At 42.2% G+C, this 21064-nt stretch carries 20 protein-coding genes; all 20 read right to left on the minus strand.

What is annotated here, in order from left to right:
- Positions 1-102 precede the first annotated feature (102 nt).
- The gene (locus tag HMPREF8578_RS10925; protein WP_000831100.1) at positions 103-1794 is read right to left on the minus strand and encodes a cache domain-containing sensor histidine kinase; all 1692 of its coding nucleotides are present in this window, start codon (positions 1792-1794) and stop codon (positions 103-105) included.
- Complete coding sequence (locus HMPREF8578_RS10930; RefSeq protein ID WP_000222612.1) at positions 1791-2528, minus strand: response regulator transcription factor; 738 nt, start codon at positions 2526-2528, stop codon at positions 1791-1793. Before HMPREF8578_RS10930 ends, HMPREF8578_RS10925 begins: the two co-directional genes overlap by 4 nt.
- A gap of 70 nt (positions 2529-2598) precedes the next feature.
- Entirely contained in the window at positions 2599-3711 is a 1113-nt protein-coding gene (msrB, locus tag HMPREF8578_RS10935) for a peptide-methionine (R)-S-oxide reductase MsrB (protein WP_000998578.1), read from the minus strand.
- A 9-nt stretch (positions 3712-3720) separates the two neighbouring features.
- Positions 3721-4284 (minus strand): redoxin family protein, encoded by a 564-nt coding sequence (locus HMPREF8578_RS10940; RefSeq protein WP_000759248.1) that lies wholly within the window; start codon positions 4282-4284, stop codon positions 3721-3723.
- A 13-nt stretch (positions 4285-4297) separates the two neighbouring features.
- Positions 4298-5008 carry a thiol-disulfide oxidoreductase-associated membrane protein CcdA2 gene (gene ccdA2 / locus HMPREF8578_RS10945; protein ID WP_000370911.1) on the minus strand — a complete coding sequence of 237 codons (711 nt, stop codon included), beginning with the start codon at positions 5006-5008 and terminating at the stop codon, positions 4298-4300.
- A 163-nt stretch (positions 5009-5171) separates the two neighbouring features.
- Positions 5172-5723: a GNAT family N-acetyltransferase gene (locus HMPREF8578_RS10950; RefSeq protein WP_001147907.1), complete on the minus strand. Its 552-nt coding sequence runs from the start codon at positions 5721-5723 to the stop codon at positions 5172-5174.
- 398 nt (positions 5724-6121) lie between these two features.
- Entirely contained in the window at positions 6122-6946 is an 825-nt protein-coding gene (gene nadE / locus HMPREF8578_RS10955; protein WP_000058059.1) for an ammonia-dependent NAD(+) synthetase, read from the minus strand.
- A complete protein-coding gene (locus tag HMPREF8578_RS10960; protein WP_000283141.1) occupies positions 6943-8403 on the minus strand; it encodes a nicotinate phosphoribosyltransferase in 1461 nt (486 codons plus the stop codon). The genes nadE and HMPREF8578_RS10960 overlap by 4 nt, the downstream gene beginning before the upstream one ends.
- Before the next feature lie 116 nt (positions 8404-8519).
- A complete protein-coding gene (locus HMPREF8578_RS10965; RefSeq protein ID WP_000797147.1) occupies positions 8520-9008 on the minus strand; it encodes a DUF6773 family protein in 489 nt (162 codons plus the stop codon).
- A complete protein-coding gene (locus HMPREF8578_RS10970; RefSeq protein ID WP_001107502.1) occupies positions 8998-9207 on the minus strand; it encodes a helix-turn-helix transcriptional regulator in 210 nt (69 codons plus the stop codon). The genes HMPREF8578_RS10965 and HMPREF8578_RS10970 overlap by 11 nt, the downstream gene beginning before the upstream one ends.
- 198 nt (positions 9208-9405) lie before the next feature.
- Positions 9406-9816 (minus strand): GNAT family N-acetyltransferase, encoded by a 411-nt coding sequence (locus tag HMPREF8578_RS10975; protein ID WP_000558479.1) that lies wholly within the window; start codon positions 9814-9816, stop codon positions 9406-9408.
- Between the two features lie 100 nt (positions 9817-9916).
- Positions 9917-11281 carry an amino acid permease gene (locus HMPREF8578_RS10980; protein ID WP_001293565.1) on the minus strand — a complete coding sequence of 455 codons (1365 nt, stop codon included), beginning with the start codon at positions 11279-11281 and terminating at the stop codon, positions 9917-9919.
- A 76-nt stretch (positions 11282-11357) separates the two neighbouring features.
- The gene (gene greA, locus HMPREF8578_RS10985; protein ID WP_000818765.1) at positions 11358-11840 is read right to left on the minus strand and encodes a transcription elongation factor GreA; all 483 of its coding nucleotides are present in this window, start codon (positions 11838-11840) and stop codon (positions 11358-11360) included.
- A gap of 62 nt (positions 11841-11902) precedes the next feature.
- Positions 11903-13654, minus strand: coding sequence for an endolytic transglycosylase MltG (gene mltG, locus HMPREF8578_RS10990; RefSeq protein WP_000927558.1), 1752 nt, complete (start codon positions 13652-13654; stop codon positions 11903-11905).
- 74 nt (positions 13655-13728) lie between these two features.
- Positions 13729-14232 carry a GNAT family N-acetyltransferase gene (locus tag HMPREF8578_RS10995; RefSeq protein WP_000702419.1) on the minus strand — a complete coding sequence of 168 codons (504 nt, stop codon included), beginning with the start codon at positions 14230-14232 and terminating at the stop codon, positions 13729-13731.
- Positions 14229-14693 (minus strand): GNAT family N-acetyltransferase, encoded by a 465-nt coding sequence (locus tag HMPREF8578_RS11000; protein ID WP_000405306.1) that lies wholly within the window; start codon positions 14691-14693, stop codon positions 14229-14231. Before HMPREF8578_RS11000 ends, HMPREF8578_RS10995 begins: the two co-directional genes overlap by 4 nt.
- Positions 14694-14702: 9 nt before the next feature.
- Positions 14703-16037, minus strand: coding sequence for a UDP-N-acetylmuramate--L-alanine ligase (gene murC / locus HMPREF8578_RS11005; protein ID WP_000030828.1), 1335 nt, complete (start codon positions 16035-16037; stop codon positions 14703-14705).
- Positions 16038-16048: 11 nt separating this feature from the next.
- Complete coding sequence (locus HMPREF8578_RS11010; RefSeq protein WP_000806744.1) at positions 16049-16660, minus strand: hypothetical protein; 612 nt, start codon at positions 16658-16660, stop codon at positions 16049-16051.
- Positions 16661-16707: 47 nt separating this feature from the next.
- Entirely contained in the window at positions 16708-19803 is a 3096-nt protein-coding gene (locus tag HMPREF8578_RS11015; RefSeq protein ID WP_001096262.1) for a DEAD/DEAH box helicase, read from the minus strand.
- A gap of 92 nt (positions 19804-19895) precedes the next feature.
- Positions 19896-21062, minus strand: coding sequence for a MalY/PatB family protein (locus tag HMPREF8578_RS11020; RefSeq protein ID WP_000521350.1), 1167 nt, complete (start codon positions 21060-21062; stop codon positions 19896-19898).
- Positions 21063-21064 lie beyond the last annotated feature (2 nt).

The following is a 21064-nucleotide window of genomic DNA, read 5'->3' on the forward strand; positions in this document are numbered from 1 at the left end:
ACCTCTTTTGTCACTATCTATCATATCTTTTTTTACTGATTTTATCAAGGCCAACTAATCATTCTGATTTTTAAAAGCAAAACTCCCAGAATAGACTGGGAGTTAGCTAATTACTATTTTATTAATGCATATTTCAACTATCGTCCCTTTTTCGGGTACAGAATTGATCTTCATCTGGTAATTGTTTCCAAAATGAAGTTTGAGTCGTTGGTCGACATTTTGAAGGCCAACTCCCCCACGTTTGAGCTGACTTTGACTGCTATCGCCAGCAGCTTGGAAGCCAACGCCATCATCCTCAATGCGGATGACAAGCCCTGTATTCTGTTTCTGAACAGAAACTTTAATATGTCCCTGACCTTCCTTTTCCTTAATGCCATGGTAAAGAGCATTTTCTACAAGGGGTTGTAGCACCAACTTGGGTAAGACTAGGTTACCAAAAGCAGGATCTTCATCAATCTCATACTCCAGCTTATCCCCATAGCGTTGTTTCTGGATAAAGAGGTACTGGCGGACATGATTGATTTCATCAGAAAGAGAAATCAAATCCTTGCCTTGATTGAGCGCCAAGCGGAAATAGGTTGCCAAGGACTTGGTCACCTGAACCACTCGCTGACTATCCTGAAACTCAGCCATCCAGATGATAGTGTCCAAAGTATTATAGAGGAAATGGGGGTTAATCTGACTCGACAATGCTTGAAGTTCATACTGCCGGGTCGCTTCTTCCTGCCTGCGCACATCTGCCATCAGCTGATCAATCTGATCCAACATGGCATTAAACTGGCGAGTCACTTCTCTCAGTTCATAGGCACCAGCTTCCTTAGCACGCAGATTTTGTGTACCAGAAGCAATTTCCAGCATGGTTTCTCTCAGATCCTTCAAAGGGGCAATCCAGCGTTTGAGACTGAACCACACCAAGCAGAGACAGGCAAGAAGAGATAAGGCACTGGCCCCAAGCAAGGTCCACATGAGTTGACTCCGAACCTGGTCTAACTTCTCCAACGAAGATACGCCTATAACCGTCCAATCAGTACCTGCAATCTGTTCCTGACAGACGTAGGATTGGTGATCCAGCGTATAGCCCTGTCCCGTCTCAATGTAGGGTTTCATGGCCTCCATTTCACTCGCTGAGCTATAGACAGTACGTTCAGGATGGTAGACAAATTCATGCTTCTCATTGATGATAAAGGCAAAGCCCTGCTGGCCCAACTGGAGTTGGTTGAGATAGGCTTCCAGAGTTTCATAGGAAATATCCAAGCGAAGCACACCAAGATTGGCTCCCTTTGCATCAACAAGTTCCTGAGTGACAGAAATAACCCACTGACTATCTGATTTACGAGCTGGTGTCAAAACTGGCTTAGCTCCCTGATGGATAGCCTTTTGGTACCAATCCTCAGCCATCATATCTGAGGAGGTTTTCATCTGCACACTGTCATCTGTGGAAATAACCTGACCGGATTTAGTGACCAGTACCACCGTTTTCAAGTCCTGATCTGCCTTTAAGATAGTCAAAAACAGATCTCGGATTCCTTTGACCTGGTCTTGGTTAGGATTCTCAGCATAGGCTAAGACATCCTTCTGCTGGGTCAAACTGGTAGAGGTGGTTTCTAATTTTTTGATATAAGACTGAATAAAGTGGCTAGTTTGGCTGATGGTCGTTTGGCTATTGCCCTCAATAGTGGCCTCAATGGCTGATGAACTAGATTGATAATAGAAAGTCCCAACCACAGCTAGGAGAATGAGAAAGACCAGAAAGATGGAAATAACCATTCTGACTAGGAGAGAAGAACGCTTCATCGACCTTCCCCTTTCTTAAACTGACGAGGTGTCACACCTGCAATCTGTTTAAAACGTTGGGTAAAGTAGTTCATATCTTCAAAACCAACCTTTTCGGCTATCTCATAAATCTTTAAATCCGTTGTCAAGAGCAAAAGCTTGGCTTGTTTGACACGTTCTCGCACCAAATAATCCTGAAAAGGCAGGCCCAACTCTTTCTTAATCAAGGAACTCAAATAAGTCGGACTAAAACCTAGGTCACTGGCCAAAGACTTCAAACTAAACTGACTGTCAGCTAGATGGGACTGGATTTTCTGAGCAATATTTCCCTCAAACTTATCGGTTAATAAATCTTGTAACTGCTCTTCTTTTTCTTCCTTGTCTAGTTTTTGCTTGATTTTCCCTAACATTTCCTCAATATCCTGACGAGAAAAGGGTTTGAGCAGGTAATCATCTACACCGAGTTTGACAGCAGACAAGGCATAATCAAAGTCATCGTAACCCGTCAAAAATACCAAATGCACCTGGGGATAGGTTTCTCGGACCAGCCTGGCCAACTGGATGCCATTTAGCTGAGGCATATTGATATCGGTTAAAATGATATCCGGCACCTGTTGTTGAATCAAGTCCCAAGCCTGTCTTCCATTTTCAGCCTGACCGATGATTTCCATATCGTAGGCTGCTACATTGACCAGCTTGGTCAAGCCTTGTCTTACCAGATACTCATCTTCTACGATTAAGATTGTGTAGGTCATGCTCTGCTCCTTTACCACTTACTAGTATCAGTATAGCAAAATTCTCCTCTAACTGCTTAGGAAAGACTTCTTAATCTACATAATCTAGTAAATAAGCGTAGCCTTTTTCTGCCATTTGGTCTTTGGGAATAAAGCGGATAGAGAGACTATTGATACAGTAGCGCAAGCCCCCCTTGTCCTGAGGTCCATCTGTAAAAACATGACCAAGGTGAGAATCTCCAACTCGGCTCCGCACTTCCATGCGTGTCATATTGTAGGACTTATCTTCCTTGTAGGTAGCAACATCTGGACTAATTGGTTGGGTGAAACTAGGCCAGCCACAACCAGACTCAAACTTGTCCTTTGATGAAAAGAGGGGTTCGCCAGTTGCCACATCCACATAGATACCGGATTCAAATTTATCCCAATAGCGGTTTGAAAAAGCTCGTTCTGTTTGATTTTTCTGGGTAACTGCATACTCCTCAGGTGACAAGGTCTTTTTCAATTCCTCGTCACTTGGTTTAGGATATTTGCTGGCATCAATGACAGGGTAGGCAGCCTGATTAACATTGATATGACAGTAGCCATTTGGATTTTTCTTGAGGTAGTCTTGGTGATAATCCTCCGCCACCACAAAATTCTTCAAGTTTTCCTTTTCAACTGCCAGAGGTTGGTCATATTTCTTAGCAACTTCATCAAAGACTTGGTTGATTACCTCCAAATCCTTGTCATCTGTGTAATAAACGCCAGTACGATACTGGGTCCCCACATCATTTCCTTGTTTATTTTTGCTGGTTGGATTGATAATGCGGAAGTAATGAAGCAGGATCTCCTTGAGGGAAATTTGATTGGCGTCGTAAGTGACATGGACGGTTTCCGCATGACCTGTTTGGTTAATCAATTCGTACTTGGTTGTTTCCCCTCTACCGTTTGCATAGCCAGAAACGGCATCTGTCACTCCAGGCACGCGTGAGAAGTATTCCTCCACTCCCCAGAAACATCCTCCAGCTAGATAAATTTCGTGCAAGTCTGCGTCTTTACTCACTTCTGTTTTTTTCACTGTTTTTGCTCCTTGGCTAACGGATGCTTTCTCAATTTGCGAGCTATCTGTCTGCCCTGCATTTCGCATCAATAGAAAATAGAAACCGGTTATGGCTAGGAGAATGACCCCTGCCAAGACAAAAAGTTTTACTTTATCATTCATAGCCTTTCTCTACCCCATTTCTTTCAATTCTTTTAAAATCATTTCCTTATCCATAAAACCTGGTTGCGTTTTGACCAGCTTGCCTTCCTTGTCTATAAAGGCTTGAGTCGGATAAGAACGGACACCATAACTTTCCAAGAGTTTACCTGATGGATCAATTAGAACTGGGAAATTTTTATAATCCAAGCCCTTGTACCAATTCTTAAAGTCCGCTTCTGCTTGTTCACCTTTGTGTCCAGGAGAGACCACTGTCAAAACTACATAGTCATCACCAGCTTCTTTAGCGATTTCATCCGTATCTGGAAGGCTGGCTAGACAGATGGAACACCAAGAAGCCCAGAATTTGAGATAAACTTTCTTGCCCTTGTAGTCAGATAAACGATAGGTCTTGCCATCTACACCTGTCAGTTCAAAATTAGCGACTTCCTGACCCTTAGTGGCAGTTTGTGAACTAACTTGTTCTGTTTTGGTTTGCTCCTTCATAGTAGACTCGTCTGCCATATTTTTAGCCGAACAGGCTGCCAAGCAACAGATTGAGCCTACTCCAAGGAGACATGTTTGCCATTTTTTCATTTCTTTTTCCTCTCTATTCAAATAATGTAGTCAAAATGGAAGCATTTCCCAAAAGCACCAAGATTCCCATCACGATAATGAGGAAACCACCCACTTTTTTGAGGGTCCCGAGATAAGGATGGAGTTTTCGGAAATGTTTCAAAACATAGCTGGAGGCGAGAGCTAGAACCAAAAATGGTAGTGCCAATCCCAGCGTGTAAACCAACATGAGACCAGCTCCCTGCCAAGCACCTGAGCCACCAGAAGCCGCCAAGGCTAAAACAGAGCCCAAAACCGGCCCTACACACGGCGTCCAAGCAAAACTAAAGGTCAACCCCAGTAAAAATGCTTGACTATAGCCGTTACCCTTTTGCCCCTGTCTCTTTAATTGTAGCCTTCTTTCCTTGTAGAGGCCCTGCAAATGTAGGACTTCCATCTGGTGTAAGCCCAAGAGAATGATAATCGCACCTGTCACATACTGAAACCAGGAAGTATAAAGCAAATTGCCTAAAAAACCAGCTCCATAACCCAGTAAGATAAAGATAAAAGAAATCCCCGCTATAAAGGCCAAAGTTCGCAATAAACTAACAACTGAGATTGAAAATTTTCCGCTGGAAGCCTGAGCACCATCTTTGTCATCAAGTAAAACCCCTGCATAGACTGGCAACACGGGTAAGATACAAGGAGAAAAGAAGGAAAGAATTCCAGCAAGAAAAACACTGATAAAAAAGATTACATTGTCCATTGCCTTCCTCCATTCTTTGATTTGATAGGTCTATTATATCCCCAAAACTCCAGAAAAAACAGGGACAATGATAGGCAAAAATAGGAATTTAATCAGTTTATTTAGAAATCTGGCACAAAAAAAGCCAGACAAGGTCTGACTTTGGTAGAAACAGAAAAGCGAATCACCTGTCTTCCCTGCTTATCTGGTAATAAATAAGGTCCGCAACGTAGTCTTTTCTCTCCACACCATTGGCAATGGTTTTTAGATAAGACATTCCCGCTTTTTCCATCACACGACCTGAAGCTGGGTTGAGACTAGCGTAGCGAGCTCTGACCTTTTGAAAGCCTGCTTGAGTAAAACAAAAGTCTAACACAGCTTTCAAGGCCTCTGTCATCATACCTCGGCCCCAAAAGTTTTTTCCTAAAACATACCCAATTTCACAACTTAAATCTTCCTCGTGCATTTCAATGATGCTGATATCTCCTATCACATGCTCTGGGTTCTCTTTGAGACAAATGGCCCATTTGTAATAGTTGGGATTAGTATAGGATGCAACCCAATTTCGAATCGAGTTCCGAGTCACCTCGACATCAGGATGAGGATCCCAAGAGACATAGATTAGATTCTCAGCAGACGAAGCCCAATTTTGAAACATGGCTTCCGCATCACTCTCCACAAATCTTCTCAAGATTAATCGGTCTGTCTGTAACATTTGTGTACCGATTGCTTGCATAATGTTACCTCGCTTTCTAAGCTTAAGGCTCAGGGTAAAAAGACTATACTCAATAACAGCTAGAAAACAAGTTTTTCATCTAGTTATTTGACGCAGTCGCTGTCTGGTTTGAAATGCGCTTTACCAAGCTTTTTCAAACCTAGTCATCGTTGCGGGGGTGAGACAAGGAAAATCGAACACTACGAGTTACCGAATCTGCCTCGTTTTCCTGTTTCTAGACTCGTGCTAAAAAGGTCCCCCGGACCTTCTTCGCTTTCTCATTTCTAGGCTCAGGGTAAAAACCTCCACTGGAGGTTATTCTTGCTCTCGAGTTTCAAGGCAAGAAGCTAAAAAGGTCCCCCGGACCTTCTTCGCTTTCCCATTTCTAGGCTCAGGGTAAAAAGGTCCACAGGACCTTTTTACTCCCAAAAGTCATCAAATACGGTGATTGGTAGGTGGCGTTTGTGTTGGCCTTTTTGCCACCAGTTTTCAATAGTCGCTTGAGCTTCTGGACTGATTGATTTGCCTTCTAGATAGTCATCAATTTCATTGTAAGTGACTCCAAGTGCGACTTCGTCTGCAATACCTGGTTTTTCTTCTTCTAGGTCTGCTGTTGGGATTTTTTCATAAAGTGCTGGGTCTGCACCAAGTTCCTTCAAGAGTTGTTTCCCTTGACGTTTATTGAGGCGGTAAAGAGGGAGAATGTCTGCACCACCGTCACCAAACTTAGTAAAAAAGCCTGTGATATTTTCCGCAGCATGGTCTGTTCCAATGACCGCTCCGCTATGGGCACCCGCAAGGGCATATTGGGCAATCATACGACTACGAGCCTTGATATTTCCCTTGTTAAAGTCTGAAACAGGACTTCCTGTCGCTTCGACTGCAGCTGTCATAGCATCAGCTGATTCCTTGATATTTACAACTAGACTGACATCTGGCTGGATGAAAGCAAGAGCTTTTTGAGCATCTGCTTCATCAGCTTGCACTCCGTATGGCAGGCGGACAGCGATAAATTGGTAGCTGTCATCTCCTGTCTCAGCTCGCATTTCTTCCATAGCTAATTGCGCCAAACGCCCTGCTAAGGTTGAGTCTTGTCCTCCAGAAATCCCTAGTACAAATGTTTTAAGGAAGGGGTGTTTTTTCAAGTATCTCTTTAAGAAATCAATCGAACGACGAATTTCTTCTTGGGCGTCAATCACTGGTTTGACGCCCAGTTGCTGGATAATGGTCTCTTGCAAACTCATTCTTCTTCTCCTTCACCAAGGGCTTCTTTGCGCATCTTATCAATCAAGTCCATCTTATCTTGCCAAATATCACGCGCCAAATCTACTGGATAGTGCTGCGGATTGAGCACACGCTTGTACTCATCCCATAGCTTGTCAAATTCCTTGCGAGCATAGGCCTGAATTTCTGTTAAACTAGGCAAGTTGTAAACTAATGTTCCTGCTTTGAAGATGTCCACCAAGAGAGGAACAGCATCAAAATTTCGAACGGTCTTCTTGATGTAGGTATAAGTTGGATGGAACATTTTGATTTCTGTCATGCTGGCAACATCCACACCGTCATAGGTGATGTAGTCACCTTCTGACTTGCCTTTTTCACGACTAGTAATGCGCCATACCTGCTTCTTACCTGGGGTCGAAACTTTTTCAGCATTGCTTGAAAGCTTGATGGTATTGCGCATCTTACCAGTTTCATCTTCGATAGCCACAATCTTATAAACTGCCCCAAGAGCTGGCTGATCATAGGCTGTAATCAGCTTGGTACCCACCCCCCAGACATCAATCTTGGCGTGTTGCATTTTGAGGTTAAGGATGGTATTTTCATCGAGGTCATTGGAAGCGTAAATTTTGGCATCTGGATATCCAGCCTCATCTAACTGTTGGCGAACTTTCTTGGAAATATAGGCTATATCCCCTGAGTCGATACGAACGCCTTTAAAATTGATCTTATCACCCAACTCACGCGCTACCTGAATGGCAGCTGGCACACCGATTCGCAAAGTATCATAAGTATCTACTAGAAAGACACAATCACGATGGGTTGACGCATAGGCCTTAAAGGCCTCATAGTCGTTTCCATAAACCTGTACCAAGGCATGAGCATGAGTACCTAAGACAGGAATACCAAAGAGCTTCCCTGCTCGTACATTACTAGTACCATTGGCTCCACCAATCACGGCTGCGCGTGTTCCCCAGATAGCTGCATCCATTTCTTGCGCACGACGTGTCCCGAATTCCATCAAGGGTTCATCTTCAATGACTGAACGAATACGTGCTGCCTTTGTCGCTATCAAGGTTTGAAAGTTAACGATGTTTAAAAGAGCCGTTTCGACCAATTGACATTGGGCTAGAGGTCCTTCAACCTGCACAATCGGCTCATTAGCAAAAACCAAGTCCCCTTCCTGAGCAGAACGAACCGTTAGTTCTAACTTGAGATTTCGTAGGTAATCCAAGAATTCTCCATGATACCCAAGCGTCTCCAAGTAGGCAATATCGCTATCTGAAAAGCGCAAGTCTTTAAGATAATGTACAATTCTTTCCAAACCAGCAAAAACCGCATAGCCGTTATTAAACGGTTGCTGGCGGAAATAAACTTCAAAGACCGCCTTTTTATTGTGAATTCCTTGGTCAAAGTAAACTTGCATCATGTTGATCTGGTACAAGTCCGTGTGCAATGTTAAACTATCATCTGGATACATCTGTTTTCCTTCTTCCTACTTTACAAAGGCATGAACGTATTCTGCCACTTTCACACCATCCGATAAATTAGTACTATTATAACACATTTTTTCAAGATTGATAAAAACTTAACAAGCTAATTCCCACTCTCCAGTTCATCCATATCTTGCTCAAACTTTTTTTGAGCCCATTCGCCATAACTTTTAAGGCCGAGATTGGCGATAAAAACCCAAGGAAGGTAAATCAGATAAGTAATGGCCCAAGCAGACAAGTATTTAACGTTCAAAGGGTTGTGCTGATAAATTTCTATGTTGAATTGATAATTCTGCAACATCAAGAGAGACGTAATAGCGAGAGTTACCAGCAAACACCCTATAATTGTAAAATGAAAACGACTATAGTAGGTCACTCCAAGTTGTCGTGCACGATTGAAAAAGAATAAAATTCCTAATAAAAGGGTAACCAGAAGAATATCAGGATTAAAAAGAGCAGGTGCTAATATTGCCACCAAATAACTTAGCAGAATGAGCCCGATAAACACATGAAAAGACTCTGTCCCAGCTTTGTTAATCAGTTGTTCTTCTCTTTCGTCTAATAATTGATAATAAAAAAATCTATTTTTCATCTTCTTCCTCCCAAAATAATTGATCTAATGTTTTTCCTAAGCATCTGCAAATGGACTGACAGAGGGAGAGACTAGGATTATATTTCCCTGCTTCTATCAAGCCTATAGTCTGCCTAGTAACACCCACAGCTTCTGCCAAATCCCCTTGTGTTAAATCACGCTCTACCCGAGCTAATTTTAATTTTAAATTTTTAGCCACTAGCGTCCTCCTTCAAAATTTTAAAAAGTTGCGCCTCTTTTAAAAACATTATACCATATATCTAACTTAATGCAATATATAAATGTCATTTTGTAATATTTTATTAACAAAAAAACTCTCTATCATCTTACATGATAAAGAGTATTCGTTCTTTTTTGATACTTAGCTAAGTTCCTCTCCAAAAGAAAGAAGTCTAGGTCACAAATCCTTTTGGTAATAAAATCTTTGCCCTGTGTAGGGATAGTCTTGCAAGGTAAAGACTTCCTTGTAGCCATGGCTTATATAAAAATCTGGCGCTTGAAACTGGTAAGTATTGACAAAAGCAAAACGACAGTTTCGTTTCTTAGCTTCACTTTCAGCTCGCTGCAATAGTTTCGAACCGATTCCTTGTCCCCGTAATTCCTCTTTCACAAACAAATATTCGATTTCCAGCCAATTTCCGAAAGTCTCAGCTACTAAGCCCGCCATGAGATTGCCCTTTTCGTCTTCGAGATAAAGATTCAGTGGCTCGCTCTCAACCTCTTCTCTTTTGGAACGATTATAAGCACGAATCAAATCCCCTATTTCTTGCGCTTTAAGCGATTCCTTATTTTCCAATCTAACGTGCATTCAAACCTCCTAATAAACTGCTACAACTTGATTATAGTCATATTTCAATAAACTGTCAAACTAGCAAAAACTCACCAAACAGAGTTGATGAGTTCATGATTTATTTTCTAAATTTCCACTGACTATAAATCCCAAAAACAAAGATCCAGATAGCAGAACCAACTGCCCCCATGAAGGTAGACTCTTGCAAAAAGAGAGTCACGAAAACAAAGACAAAAAAGAGAATGGTTAGGGGATTAAGCAAGCGATACTGAGGCATAAGGTAGCCATCAGCCATGAAGTCTTGTGACTTGCGGTATTTGAGATGGGCCACCATAATCAAGATATAAATCGCGATGTAAACACCTGATGAGGATGCGGTGATCAAAGCAAAGGCATCTGAAACACCTGGTAGCACATTGATAAAGGCAGCGAGAGCAATCAAGATTGCTGAGGCAATGATGGCATTTTGTGGAACATTGTGACGAGAAAGGGTATCGACCTTGATGGCCTTTAAGAAACGATTTGGCGAATCATGGGCAATCTGATATAAGTGTCTCCCTGTTGAGTAGAGAGTTGAGTTAAGCGCAGACGCTGCTGAGGTCAAGACAACAAAGTTGATTAGAGCCGCTGCCCACTTGATCCCTGCCAGTTCAAAAACCGTTACAAATGGAGAATCTGAAGAATTAAGATAAGACCAAGGAATAATGGCCATAATCGCAATGAGAGCTCCCCCATAGAAGAAGATAATTCTGAGAGGAATTTCCTTAACAGCTTTAGGTAAGACCTGACGAGGGTTCTTTGTTTCAGAAGTTGTCACCCCGATAAACTCAATCATCAGATAGGCAAAAAATACCATTTGAAAGGCCATGACAAAGTTCATAACTCCGTTTGGAAAAAGAGAGAACTGGTCGCTGATATTTGCCAAACTTGCAACACCATGCGGTGTCTTAAAGCCTGTCAAAACCATAAAAATCCCAGTGGCAATCATGGCTAAAATCGCCACAATCTTGACCATAGCAAACCAAAACTCGACTTCTCCAAAAAGCTTAACTGCAATCAGGTTGACCAAAGCCAAAATCGTTAAAAAGACAAGCTGAATCATCCAGCTAGGCCATGTGGGAAACCAGAAGCGGACATAGTCTGAGATGGCAGTGATTTCTGCCATACCGATAAAGACAACTGACAGCCAATAAGACCAAACTGAGAAATATCCCCAGCCTTTCCCCAAATGACGGGTGATAAAGTTGATAAAGGTATGTTGTTCTGGATCCTGATACAGCATCTCCCCAACAGCCCTCATCATCAAAAACATAAAGGCTCCTGTAATCATGTAAATCAGGATGATAGAAGGTCCTGTAAGGCTGATAGAGCGACCAGCACCTAGGAAAAGTCCTGTTCCGATTGTTCCCGCAATAGCCATCACCTGCACATGGCGATTGGTTAAACCACGCTCCATTTTGTTTTTCTTCTTATTTTCACTCATATAGTCTCCTTTTTATCCAAAAAACCAAAAAGGAGTTGAGCAAGGCAAAACCTTCACTACTCCTTTTTCATCCTATTTAGGCTGTTTTCTCAACCTTTAAGATTTTGACATCATAGCTACCAACTGGTGTTTCAATCGTTGCAGTATCGCCAGTCTTCTTGCCAATCAAAGCACGGCCAATCGGACTTTCATTTGATACTTTACCAGCAAAAGCATCTGCACCTGCAGAACCGACGATGATGTAGACCTCTTCTTCGTCTTCACCGACTTCTTGGATTGTAACTGTTTTACCGATTGCTACCTCATCTTGGGCAACTGCATCGCTATTAACAATTTCAGCATAGCGAATCTTTGTTTCTAGACTTGAAATTTGACCTTCAACAAAAGCTTGTTCATCTTTCGCTGCTTCATACTCACTATTTTCTGAAAGGTCTCCATAGGAACGAGCAATCTTGATACGCTCTACGACTTCAGGGCGTCGAACGAGTTTCAACTCCTCTAATTCTTTTTCTAGTTTTTCCTTTTCTTCAAGGGTCATTGGGTAAGTTTTTTCTGCCATTTTTTTAACTTTCTTTTCTATTTACTTTTTTAAAACAAAATTATGTGGAAAACCACATAATTTTAGTTTGAACTACTTGCTTGAGGTAACTTGCTATTGATATGCTCTGCAACGTTTTGATCATGTTCTTCTTTTGTTGTCGCAAAGTATACTTTACCGTCTTCAACATTTGCTACAAAGTACAAGTACTCACTCTTTGTCTGATTTACACTTGCTTCAATCGCATCCGAACTTGGGCTATCAACCGGTCCAGGCATGAGGCCAAGGTGTGTGTAAACATTGTATGGTGAATCAATCGTTGTATCAATTCCAGCGTCATCTGCTAAACTAATCTTTTGACCAAGTTTTCCTTGAGCATATAGGATAGCGATATTACTTTGAAGTGGCATACCGGCATTCAAGCGGTTATAGAAGACACCTGCGATTTTCTTGCGGTCTTCGGTCTTAGCTCCTTCTTTTTCGACAAGAGAAGCAATGCTGAGCAATTCATTAACTGTCAGATTCTTTTCTTTGATCGTAGCGTAATATGGTGACATAGCCTTATCCATAGCAGCCACCATCTCATCAATCAAACTTTCAACAGTTGTACTGTCTTTGATCGTATAGGTCGCTGGGAAAAGGTAGCCTTCAAGACGATAACGAACGCCACTGTCTTTTGTTGGAAGACTTCCAAGTAGGTTTGGATACTTGGCTACTAATTGTGAGATAAAGGTCTCATCTTGAGCTTTTGCCAAGAAAGCATCCGCAGTAAGAGGTTCTTTAAATTCACCTTGAAGTTGTCCTACTGTTTGAGCGATTTGCTCTAATGTATAGCCTTCTGGAATTGTCAAGTTTGCAAGAACAGGTGCCTGAGCTTCAGGAGTCCCACCTTTTTCCAATTCTTGAATCAACTCATCCGTACTCATACTCTTCTTCAAGTTGTAATAACCTGACTTCAAGTTGGCATGACTATAGTATTTAGCATAAAGGCTAAAGATAAGTCCATGTTTAACCAAACCAGATTTTTCCAAGGTGCTTCCAATTTCTTGAACGTTTGCTCCGTCTGGGATTTGAACCGTTACGTAATCCTTAGAGCTCGCATCAACAGGTTTCAAAGAATCTTGAACGTAACCATAACCAAAGTAACCACCAACTGCAACGAGTACTAGGAGAACTAGAACTGTTACTAGGCAACCTTTAGCTTTTGATTTTTTCTTTTTCTTAGTTGATGTTGCACCTTGACGACGACTACGACGTGGAGCATCAGCTAATCCACTGCTAGATTCTGTAGAAACAGGCTCTACTCTTTCAGGCATTCCTGGGGTGATTTCCTCTTTCTTATCTTCTGTTTTATAGGTTACGGCTACCTTAGTCGGAGTATCGTTAAATTCTTTTTCTTCAGGTTTAAGCTCAACTGGTTCTACCTTAGGTTGAACGGGTTCCACTACAGGTTCTTCAGCCAGATGAATCGGCTCTACTAGAGGTTCTTCAGATTCTACAACTTCAATTTTATCAATGATTGGCTGTCTAATCTCTTTCTCTTCTTGGTCATCCGTTTCATCAGTTCTAGCACTTGAAAGTGGAGGAACACTTGGTGCATTCTTTAGAATTTTATCGACAACAGACAGGGAATCAGCCATCAACTCTTCTGTTGATGTTTCTGGTTCAAGATCTGAAGGAGTTGCTGAACTAGCTGGAGATGATGAAGCCGTCAGATTTGGAATCTCTACTTCTTTCTCTCTTCTATCTTGTTCTTTTACTCTTTCTAAATCACGTAGAATCTGCTCTTTAAAGCTTAATTTTTCTTCTTCTCTTGATTTTTCAGTCAAAAGCATTACCTCCTTGTTGACAATCCCTAATATTATATCTTAAAAGTTGCAGAAAAGCAACCAACTAGGGCATTCCCTAGCTAGTTTTCTTTATTTTCAGGCTGCCAGACCATATCATACCATGTTTCCCCAGCAAAGCTTGACTGAGATATTCCTTCATTAACAAAGCCATGTTTTTCATAATAGGCGATAAGGTAGTCATGACATGTCAAGTTAATGCCCTCTCGTTCATGTTCTAAAGCGACTTCTTTCAGAGCCTTTAATAGTCTTTTCCCCACTCCCAAAGCTTGTGCTTCCTTGGCAATAGATAGGCAAGTCACAGAAATATAACCTCCAGGTTGATGGCTATAGTCTTTTATTTCTTCTGTAAAGGACTGATCTTGGAGATGGCGGTGCGGGACGACTGGACCTTCGATATAACCAAGAATATGCCCCCCTTTTTCAGCTACCAGAAAACTGGTCTGAATCTCCTGCAAATGCGCTTCAAAGACCGAACGAGGAATGGCTTCTTCAAGGGAAAAATTCTCTAGCTCTATCTCTATAATCCGATCTAAATCCGAAAATCTTGCTTGTCTGATTTTCATTTTTCCTCCTGATAAAAGGGATTTGCCCAAATCAGATACCATTCAGAACCACTGCCATAATGACTTTCTGTAATTTCTTCTTCAACAAAGCCATTCATTTCAAAATATGATAGTAGTTCATCAGGACTCTGCAAAAGAATACCTTGGTGATTTAGTTCGACTGTCACCTGTTTCAAGGCTGCAAGAAGAAGAGTTCCCAGTCCCTGTCCCCAATGGTCAGGATGAATAGTCAATGATTTTATTTCTATCCATTTGGGATGAGACTGAACTTCTCCTAAAATATAGCCCACCAGCTGATTTTCATCCCTAGCTACAAGAAAGGTACCCACAGACTTGCGGATACACTCTTCTAAGGATTGTCGACTCACTGCCTCTTCTGATGAAAAATTAGCTTCTTCAATCGCCAACATTTCATCTAGATCTGATAGGGTAGCTTGCCTTATAGTGATTGGAATTTCCATCTGTTTTCCTTATTGGACGTTGCTTGTCAAGTTAGACAAGAGACGTTCAAATGAATATTCATAGGTTTGGATGTCTCCAGCACCCATAAAGACATAAACAGCATTGTCATGGTCTAGGAGTGGAGAAACATTTTCAACAGTGATAACCTGGTGTTTCTTGTTAATTTTATTGGCTAAGTCTTCTACTTTGACATCACCATGGTCCACCTCACGAGCTGATCCATAGATTTGCGCTAGGTAGACGGCGTCTGCTTGATTCAATGCATGTGCAAATTCGTCCAACAAGGCAATGGTTCTTGTAAAGGTATGCGGTTGGAAGATTGCCACGATTTCCTTGCTTGGGTATTTTTGACGAGCTGCATCTAAGGTCGCAATGATTTCTGTTGGATGGTGGGCAAAGTCATCAATGATCACTGTATCATTGACGATTTTCTCAGTGAAACGACGCTTAACACCTGCAAAAGTTTTCAAGTGTTCACGCACTAAGTTCAAATCAAAACCTGCTGTGTAAAGCAATCCGATAACAGCTGTCGCATTCATGATATTGTGACGACCAAAGGTTGGAATGTGGAATTGACCCAATTCTTGACCACGGAAGTGAACGGTGAATGTTGATCCAGTCGTAGAACGAAGGAGATCACTAGCTACAAAGTCATTGTCCTCAGCTTCAAATCCATAGTAATAGATTGGCGCATTGGCTGTGATCTTACGCAACTCAGGATCTTCACCGTATACAAACAAACCTTTGGTAATTTGTTTGGCATAGTCGTTAAAGGCATTGAAAACATCCTCTAGACTTGTAAAGTAGTCTGGATGGTCAAAGTCAATGTTGGTGATGATAGAGTATTCTGGGTGGTAAGGCATGAAATGGCGCTCATATTCGTCTGATTCAAAGACAAAATATTTGGCATTGGCTGAACCACGACCTGTCCCGTCACCGATCAAGAAGCTGGTGTCTGTGATATGAGACAAGACGTGAGACAGCATACCTGTTGTTGAAGTTTTGCCATGAGCTCCTGCCACTCCCATGCTGACAAAGTCGCGCATAAAGCTACCTAGGAATTCGTGGTAACGTTTGTAGCTGATACCATTTTGATCTGCATAGGCTATTTCAACGTTGTTATCTGGACGGAAGGCATTCCCAGCGATAATCTCCACATCACCTTGTAGGTTCTTTTCATCAAAAGGAAGAATGGCAATCCCTGCCTGCTCTAGACCACGTTGAGTAAAGTAGTATTTTTCAACGTCTGAACCTTGAACCTTGTGTCCCATTTGGTGCAACATCAAGGCTAGGGCACTCATCCCTGATCCCTTGATTCCAATAAAATGATATGCTTTTGACATGCTTTTCTCCCCTACTCAGTAATTCTTGTCAGATTCAACTCTTGGGCAACCTGACGTTCCTGTTCTGTTTGCTTATTCTTTTTATTATAGATTTGACTCTTCTTTAGAAAATCGTAGTTGTTCTTTTTAGCTTTTTCCGTTTGGTTTTTCGGAGTTGGATTCGCCACTTGGCCAACCTCCTCAGCTAAGATATAGTGAGACTGGCTCAAGTTTTTGCTAAATTTGGCAAACTCACCAGGATTTTCCTTTTGAAATGGTGCTGTTGGTTGGTTTCCTTGACGAACAAGTGTTGAACCATTGTGTCGTCTGGTATGACTAACATCCTGAGTCAAATACTTGGCTGAACGTTTCTTCTTCAAGTCCGCACGCGCCTCTTCTCGAGCCAACTCTGCATAAGTCTTTTCAACTTTTTTAGGTTCTGGACTTGGCTTTGACTCCTTGTTAATCACTGGAGAAACTACGGTTTCTTCCTCATTGATAGGAGACCATTCCAAATAGTTCTTATCGCGGTAATCACCTTTGATATTGCTAATAAAGTCTGACTCATCGTATAAGTCCATGACTGGCATTTTGGTCAGCATGATCTCATCATCTGACACCAATGGAAATCTATCCTGTTTCATTTTGTATTTCCTTTCAACACTTCATTATAGCGTATTGTCTTGATTTTTCAAGTGCTGGCTTCAGAAATTCCCAAAATTTCACGAATTTCTGCCAGACTGAGACTCGCACGCGACTCCGTACCATCTAAAACTTGGGAAACCAAATGTTTCTTTTGTTCTTGAAGTTCTTGGATTTTTTCTTCAATGGTTCCTTTGGTAATCAAACGATAGACCTCGACCATCTGCTCCTGCCCCATTCGGTGGGCTCTTCCGATAGCCTGGGCTTCGACAGCGGGATTCCACCAAAGGTCAACTAAAATAACCGTATCAGCTCCCGTTAGATTGAGACCAACACCACCCGCCTTAAGGGAGATGAGAAAGGCATCTCTTTCCCCTTGGTTAAAGGCCTTGGTCATCTCCTGTCTGTCATGAGCAGGAGTTGAACCTGTGATTTTGAAGGAGGTCAAGCCCAAGTCTGGGAGTTCTTGCTCGATTTTTTCCAACATTCCTTTGAATTGTGAGAAAATCAAGACCCGATGGCCACCATCTGCCACTTGTAGCAATAAATCTCGGAGACTATCGAGTTTACCGCTGGCACCCTGAAAATCATCCATAAAGAGAGCTGGCGTATCGCAGATCTGGCGCAATCGCATGAGTCCAGATAAGATTTCTACCCGACTTCTTTGGAATTCTTGATCGGTCACTTGCGCTAGGCGGTCTCGCATCTGTTGCAACTGGGCTAGGTAGATAACCTTCTGCTGATCTTCCAGTTCATTTTTATAGACGACTTCGATCAGGTCAGGCAGTTCTGTAAGAACTTCTTCTTTCTTACGCCTCATGACAAAGGGCTTGATAAACTGCGCGACTCGGTCAGCCGGTAATTTCATAAACTCCTTTTTACTTGGCAAGAGCCCCGGAAGCACAATTTGAAAGATAGACCACAACTCTCCTAAATGGTTTTCGATGGGCGTACCTGACAAAGCAAAGACTGCCGGCACCACAAACTGGCGCAAACTCTGAGCAATCTTGGTCTGAGCATTTTTCATGACCTGAGCTTCATCTAAGAAGAGAAAATCAAAAGCCATCTCTTGATAAAGCTCGCTGTCTTGACGAAAGGTTGCATAGCTAGTCACATAGATTTGGTGATTTTCAGAAAGAATCGCTTCTCGATTCGCTTTCAAACCATGAACGACAGCCAAATCCAACTGTGGGGCAAATTTCCTGAATTCATCTGCCCAGTTGTAGATTAAACCTGACGGAGCCAAAATCAAGATCCGACTATCTTCGGTCACCTGACTCGTCAAAAAAGCGATAGTTTGCAATGTTTTTCCCAATCCCATATCATCTGCCAGGATGCCACCAAAACCATAGTGATGAAGCATCTGGAGCCAACGAACACCCTTTTCCTGATAGTCTCTCAAACTCGCCTGAACCTGTATATCTCCCAAAGGAAAATCCTCTGGATGGGTCAAATCATGAGCTAAATGCTGAAATTCCTCTGAGAAGGAGATCCTATCTCGACCTTCAAAAAGCTGAGAAAGGCTATAAGCCAGAGATTTTCGCGCCTGAAAAGAACCATCTTTTAGCTCAACCCCCAGTTCCTGCAAATTTTGACGAATCTGCTTGGTTTCCTCATCAAAAAAGTACACTTGGTCAGAAGAACTGATATAGAAATCCTGATTGCTGGTCAGGGCTTTAAGAGCTTGGTCAATCTCTTCTTGGGCAATCCCTTGGAAATCAAATTGGATTTCCAATAATCCTCCCTTGGACTCAATCTGAACCTGAGGAGCTTGGACGCTGTAGAGCTGATTCATCTCATCAGACAAGAAAACCTGACCCAACTTCTCAAAAGCTGGAATCGTATGGTAAAAGAAAGAATAAACCACTTCTGGCTTCAAAGCCTGTCTCCAAGACTGAAAATCAGCCTCAAAACCAGCCCCTAAACAGACTTGAAATAGCTGATTTTCCAAGACGGCATCGCTTGAAAATGGTAATTGTTCCAGCTGTTGACGACTAGTTACCTTAACATCTCCATAGTCAAACTGGATATTCAAGCGGATGCGGCCGTCATCCTCCCTATCAAAGTAAAAGATTGGTGAAAAGGGTCTGATTTGCAAGCGCTCAGGAGCAGAAACTGTGCCCAGCTGTCCAAACAAAGGCAGACAGGCAGCCAGACGGTCACGATCACTGTTGTCAAACTGGAGGCATTTTCTCCCTCTTTCCTCCTGAGGAAGCTCCTTGATTTCCTTTAGGAGGCTGATTTGTTTAGGATTTAAGAGATAAAGATTCCCCTTACGAAAGAGAACCGCTCCCCCATAGAATACGTTGATTCGCTCACTTTCAGAAATCTCCATCTCAAAATAATCGGGATACTCCTGCACTGAAAAAGAGAACAGTTCTGCATCGGGATCTAAATCATGAAAAAGAAGATTTTCATAACTAGTAATCTGGTGCTCAAAATGAAAATCCTCCAAGTTCATCAGCAACTCCACTCCCTGCTCAAAAAAGGTCAGAGGGAAAAAGAGGTGACGACCTTGATTGGGGAAAAAGAGCTCTTGACTCAGTCCCTCCTCAATCAAGCCACATAAAAAAGTAAGAACTTCTTGACTAGCTGTATCAAAAGCATCCCAAGACAAGTCATTTTCATAGTGCTTCCCAATCATATATGGCTTTCGATGGACCAAGACCTTCAAAAAGAGAGGGATGTCACGAATGACATAATATTTTAGACTATCAACTAAACCGATTCGGAGTGTCCAAAGGAGACGATTGGTCCCAGCTTCCACCTGACCTTGAGCCGACAAAGTGTAGATTTTTTCTCGCTTCTTAGGTTGGATCCGCTCCAAAAAACTACCGCCAAAACTAACCTTGGTTTCGACCTCTTCTTGCTCTTCATGTCCTTTTTCTAAGGCTTGTAAAATCACCTGGCCTTCTTCATCATTCTTCAGATAATGCTCGAGCGCTGCGAGGTGAACACAGTAACCTCTTTTTTGGAAAAAATCGCAAGCACAAAAAACCAGATCATCCTCTAAACTGTAGCGCAAGTCTTCTCCCGCCACACGAGTATAGAGGCGATTCCCTTTTTCCTTGATAATCTCAATGTTGCCTGTTTCATAGAGTGTAACCCCCTCCATGCGCAACTTTCCCGGAATCAATTTAGCCATAGTTACCCCTTTATCTTATCTTTTTATTATACCACATTTTCCCCTACGAAAATAGCCTTCTAGGAAGACTTTCCTCCTAGAAGGCTCGATTTTTAAAGTGTAGCAAAAGTGGTCACGATGCGTTGGCAAACCTCTTCCAGTACGGACTTCGGCATAGCCACATTGAGGCGGGCATGAAGAGTTCCCTCCTCTCCAAAGTCCAAACCTCGATTCAAGATAACCTTGGCTTCATTCTTCAAAAGCTCTTGCAAGCGGTCATCCGTTAGGTCATAGGCTGAAAAATCAAGCCAGATCAAGTAGGTACCTTGCGGTTTCATGACCTTAATCTTGGTTTCGTTGCCCAAAAAATCCACTACATAGTTAATGTGGTCCTCGATGACTTCTTTTAAGTCTCCTAACCAGTCCTTACCATAACGGTAGGCAGCTTCTGTCGCCAAATACCCCAAGCCTGAGATTTCATGTTGGTTATTGGCCAACTGGCGTTTTTGGAAAGCCACACGAAGCTTTGGATTTTCAATAACTGCATAGGAATTCTTGGTCCCAGCAATATTAAATGTTTTAGTGGCACTACTCAAGATAAGGGCAAAGTCTTTAAAGGCGGGATCAATGGTGTTAAAAGACTGGTGTTTATGACCAAAGAGGGCCAAATCTTGGTGAATCTCATCTGAAACCAACAAAACACCATGTTTTTGGCAGAGATGCCCAATCTTTTCTAACACTTCCTTTTCCCAAACACGTCCACCAGGATTGTGGGGATTGCAAAGGATATAAAGCTTCACATCCTCTTCCACCAATTCCTTCTCCAACTGGTCAAAGTCAATCTCAAACAGCCCATCCTTTTCCACCAAAGAATTGGTAATCAATCTGCGATTGTTCAGTTTGACACTGCGGGCAAAAGGTGGATAGACCGGTGTGTTAATCAGAACAGCCTCTCCTTCTTTTGTAAAGGCTTGAATGGCTGTTGAAATAGCTGGTACCACTCCCTCTATAAAGACGAGGGCATCCTTGTCAAAGTGATAGCCGTGTTGTGTAGCTTCCCAGTCCTGAACCGACTGAATCAAAGCATCACTGGCATAGGTATAGCCATAGACCAACTGATCTGCGTAGGCTTGTACAGCTTGTCGAACCTCAGGCAAAACCACAAAGTCCATATCTGCTATCCAGGCTGGTAGAACTTCTCGATCAGCTTCCGCTTCTTTCCATTTATAAGTATGGTGTCCCAAACGATTGGGCAGGCTTGTAAAATCATATTTTCCCATAT

It is taken from the genome of Streptococcus oralis ATCC 49296, from assembly GCF_000185265.1.
Classification (GTDB): Bacteria; Bacillota; Bacilli; order Lactobacillales; family Streptococcaceae; genus Streptococcus; species Streptococcus oralis_BC.

Coding starts and splice junctions, on each gene's coding strand:
- HMPREF8578_RS10925 (WP_000831100.1), bottom strand. CDS start 1,794: ATGAAGCGTTCTTCTCTCCTAGTCAGAATGGTTATTTCCATCTTTCTG.
- HMPREF8578_RS10930 (WP_000222612.1), bottom strand. CDS start 2,528: ATGACCTACACAATCTTAATCGTAGAAGATGAGTATCTGGTAAGACAA.
- msrB (WP_000998578.1), bottom strand. CDS start 3,711: ATGAATGATAAAGTAAAACTTTTTGTCTTGGCAGGGGTCATTCTCCTA.
- HMPREF8578_RS10940 (WP_000759248.1), bottom strand. CDS start 4,284: ATGAAAAAATGGCAAACATGTCTCCTTGGAGTAGGCTCAATCTGTTGC.
- ccdA2 (WP_000370911.1), bottom strand. CDS start 5,008: ATGGACAATGTAATCTTTTTTATCAGTGTTTTTCTTGCTGGAATTCTT.
- HMPREF8578_RS10950 (WP_001147907.1), bottom strand. CDS start 5,723: ATGCAAGCAATCGGTACACAAATGTTACAGACAGACCGATTAATCTTG.
- nadE (WP_000058059.1), bottom strand. CDS start 6,946: ATGAGTTTGCAAGAGACCATTATCCAGCAACTGGGCGTCAAACCAGTG.
- HMPREF8578_RS10960 (WP_000283141.1), bottom strand. CDS start 8,403: ATGTATCCAGATGATAGTTTAACATTGCACACGGACTTGTACCAGATC.
- HMPREF8578_RS10965 (WP_000797147.1), bottom strand. CDS start 9,008: ATGAAAAATAGATTTTTTTATTATCAATTATTAGACGAAAGAGAAGAA.
- HMPREF8578_RS10975 (WP_000558479.1), bottom strand. CDS start 9,816: ATGCACGTTAGATTGGAAAATAAGGAATCGCTTAAAGCGCAAGAAATA.
- HMPREF8578_RS10980 (WP_001293565.1), bottom strand. CDS start 11,281: ATGAGTGAAAATAAGAAGAAAAACAAAATGGAGCGTGGTTTAACCAAT.
- greA (WP_000818765.1), bottom strand. CDS start 11,840: ATGGCAGAAAAAACTTACCCAATGACCCTTGAAGAAAAGGAAAAACTA.
- mltG (WP_000927558.1), bottom strand. CDS start 13,654: ATGCTTTTGACTGAAAAATCAAGAGAAGAAGAAAAATTAAGCTTTAAA.
- HMPREF8578_RS10995 (WP_000702419.1), bottom strand. CDS start 14,232: ATGAAAATCAGACAAGCAAGATTTTCGGATTTAGATCGGATTATAGAG.
- HMPREF8578_RS11000 (WP_000405306.1), bottom strand. CDS start 14,693: ATGGAAATTCCAATCACTATAAGGCAAGCTACCCTATCAGATCTAGAT.
- murC (WP_000030828.1), bottom strand. CDS start 16,037: ATGTCAAAAGCATATCATTTTATTGGAATCAAGGGATCAGGGATGAGT.
- HMPREF8578_RS11010 (WP_000806744.1), bottom strand. CDS start 16,660: ATGAAACAGGATAGATTTCCATTGGTGTCAGATGATGAGATCATGCTG.
- HMPREF8578_RS11015 (WP_001096262.1), bottom strand. CDS start 19,803: ATGGCTAAATTGATTCCGGGAAAGTTGCGCATGGAGGGGGTTACACTC.
- HMPREF8578_RS11020 (WP_000521350.1), bottom strand. CDS start 21,062: ATGGGAAAATATGATTTTACAAGCCTGCCCAATCGTTTGGGACACCAT.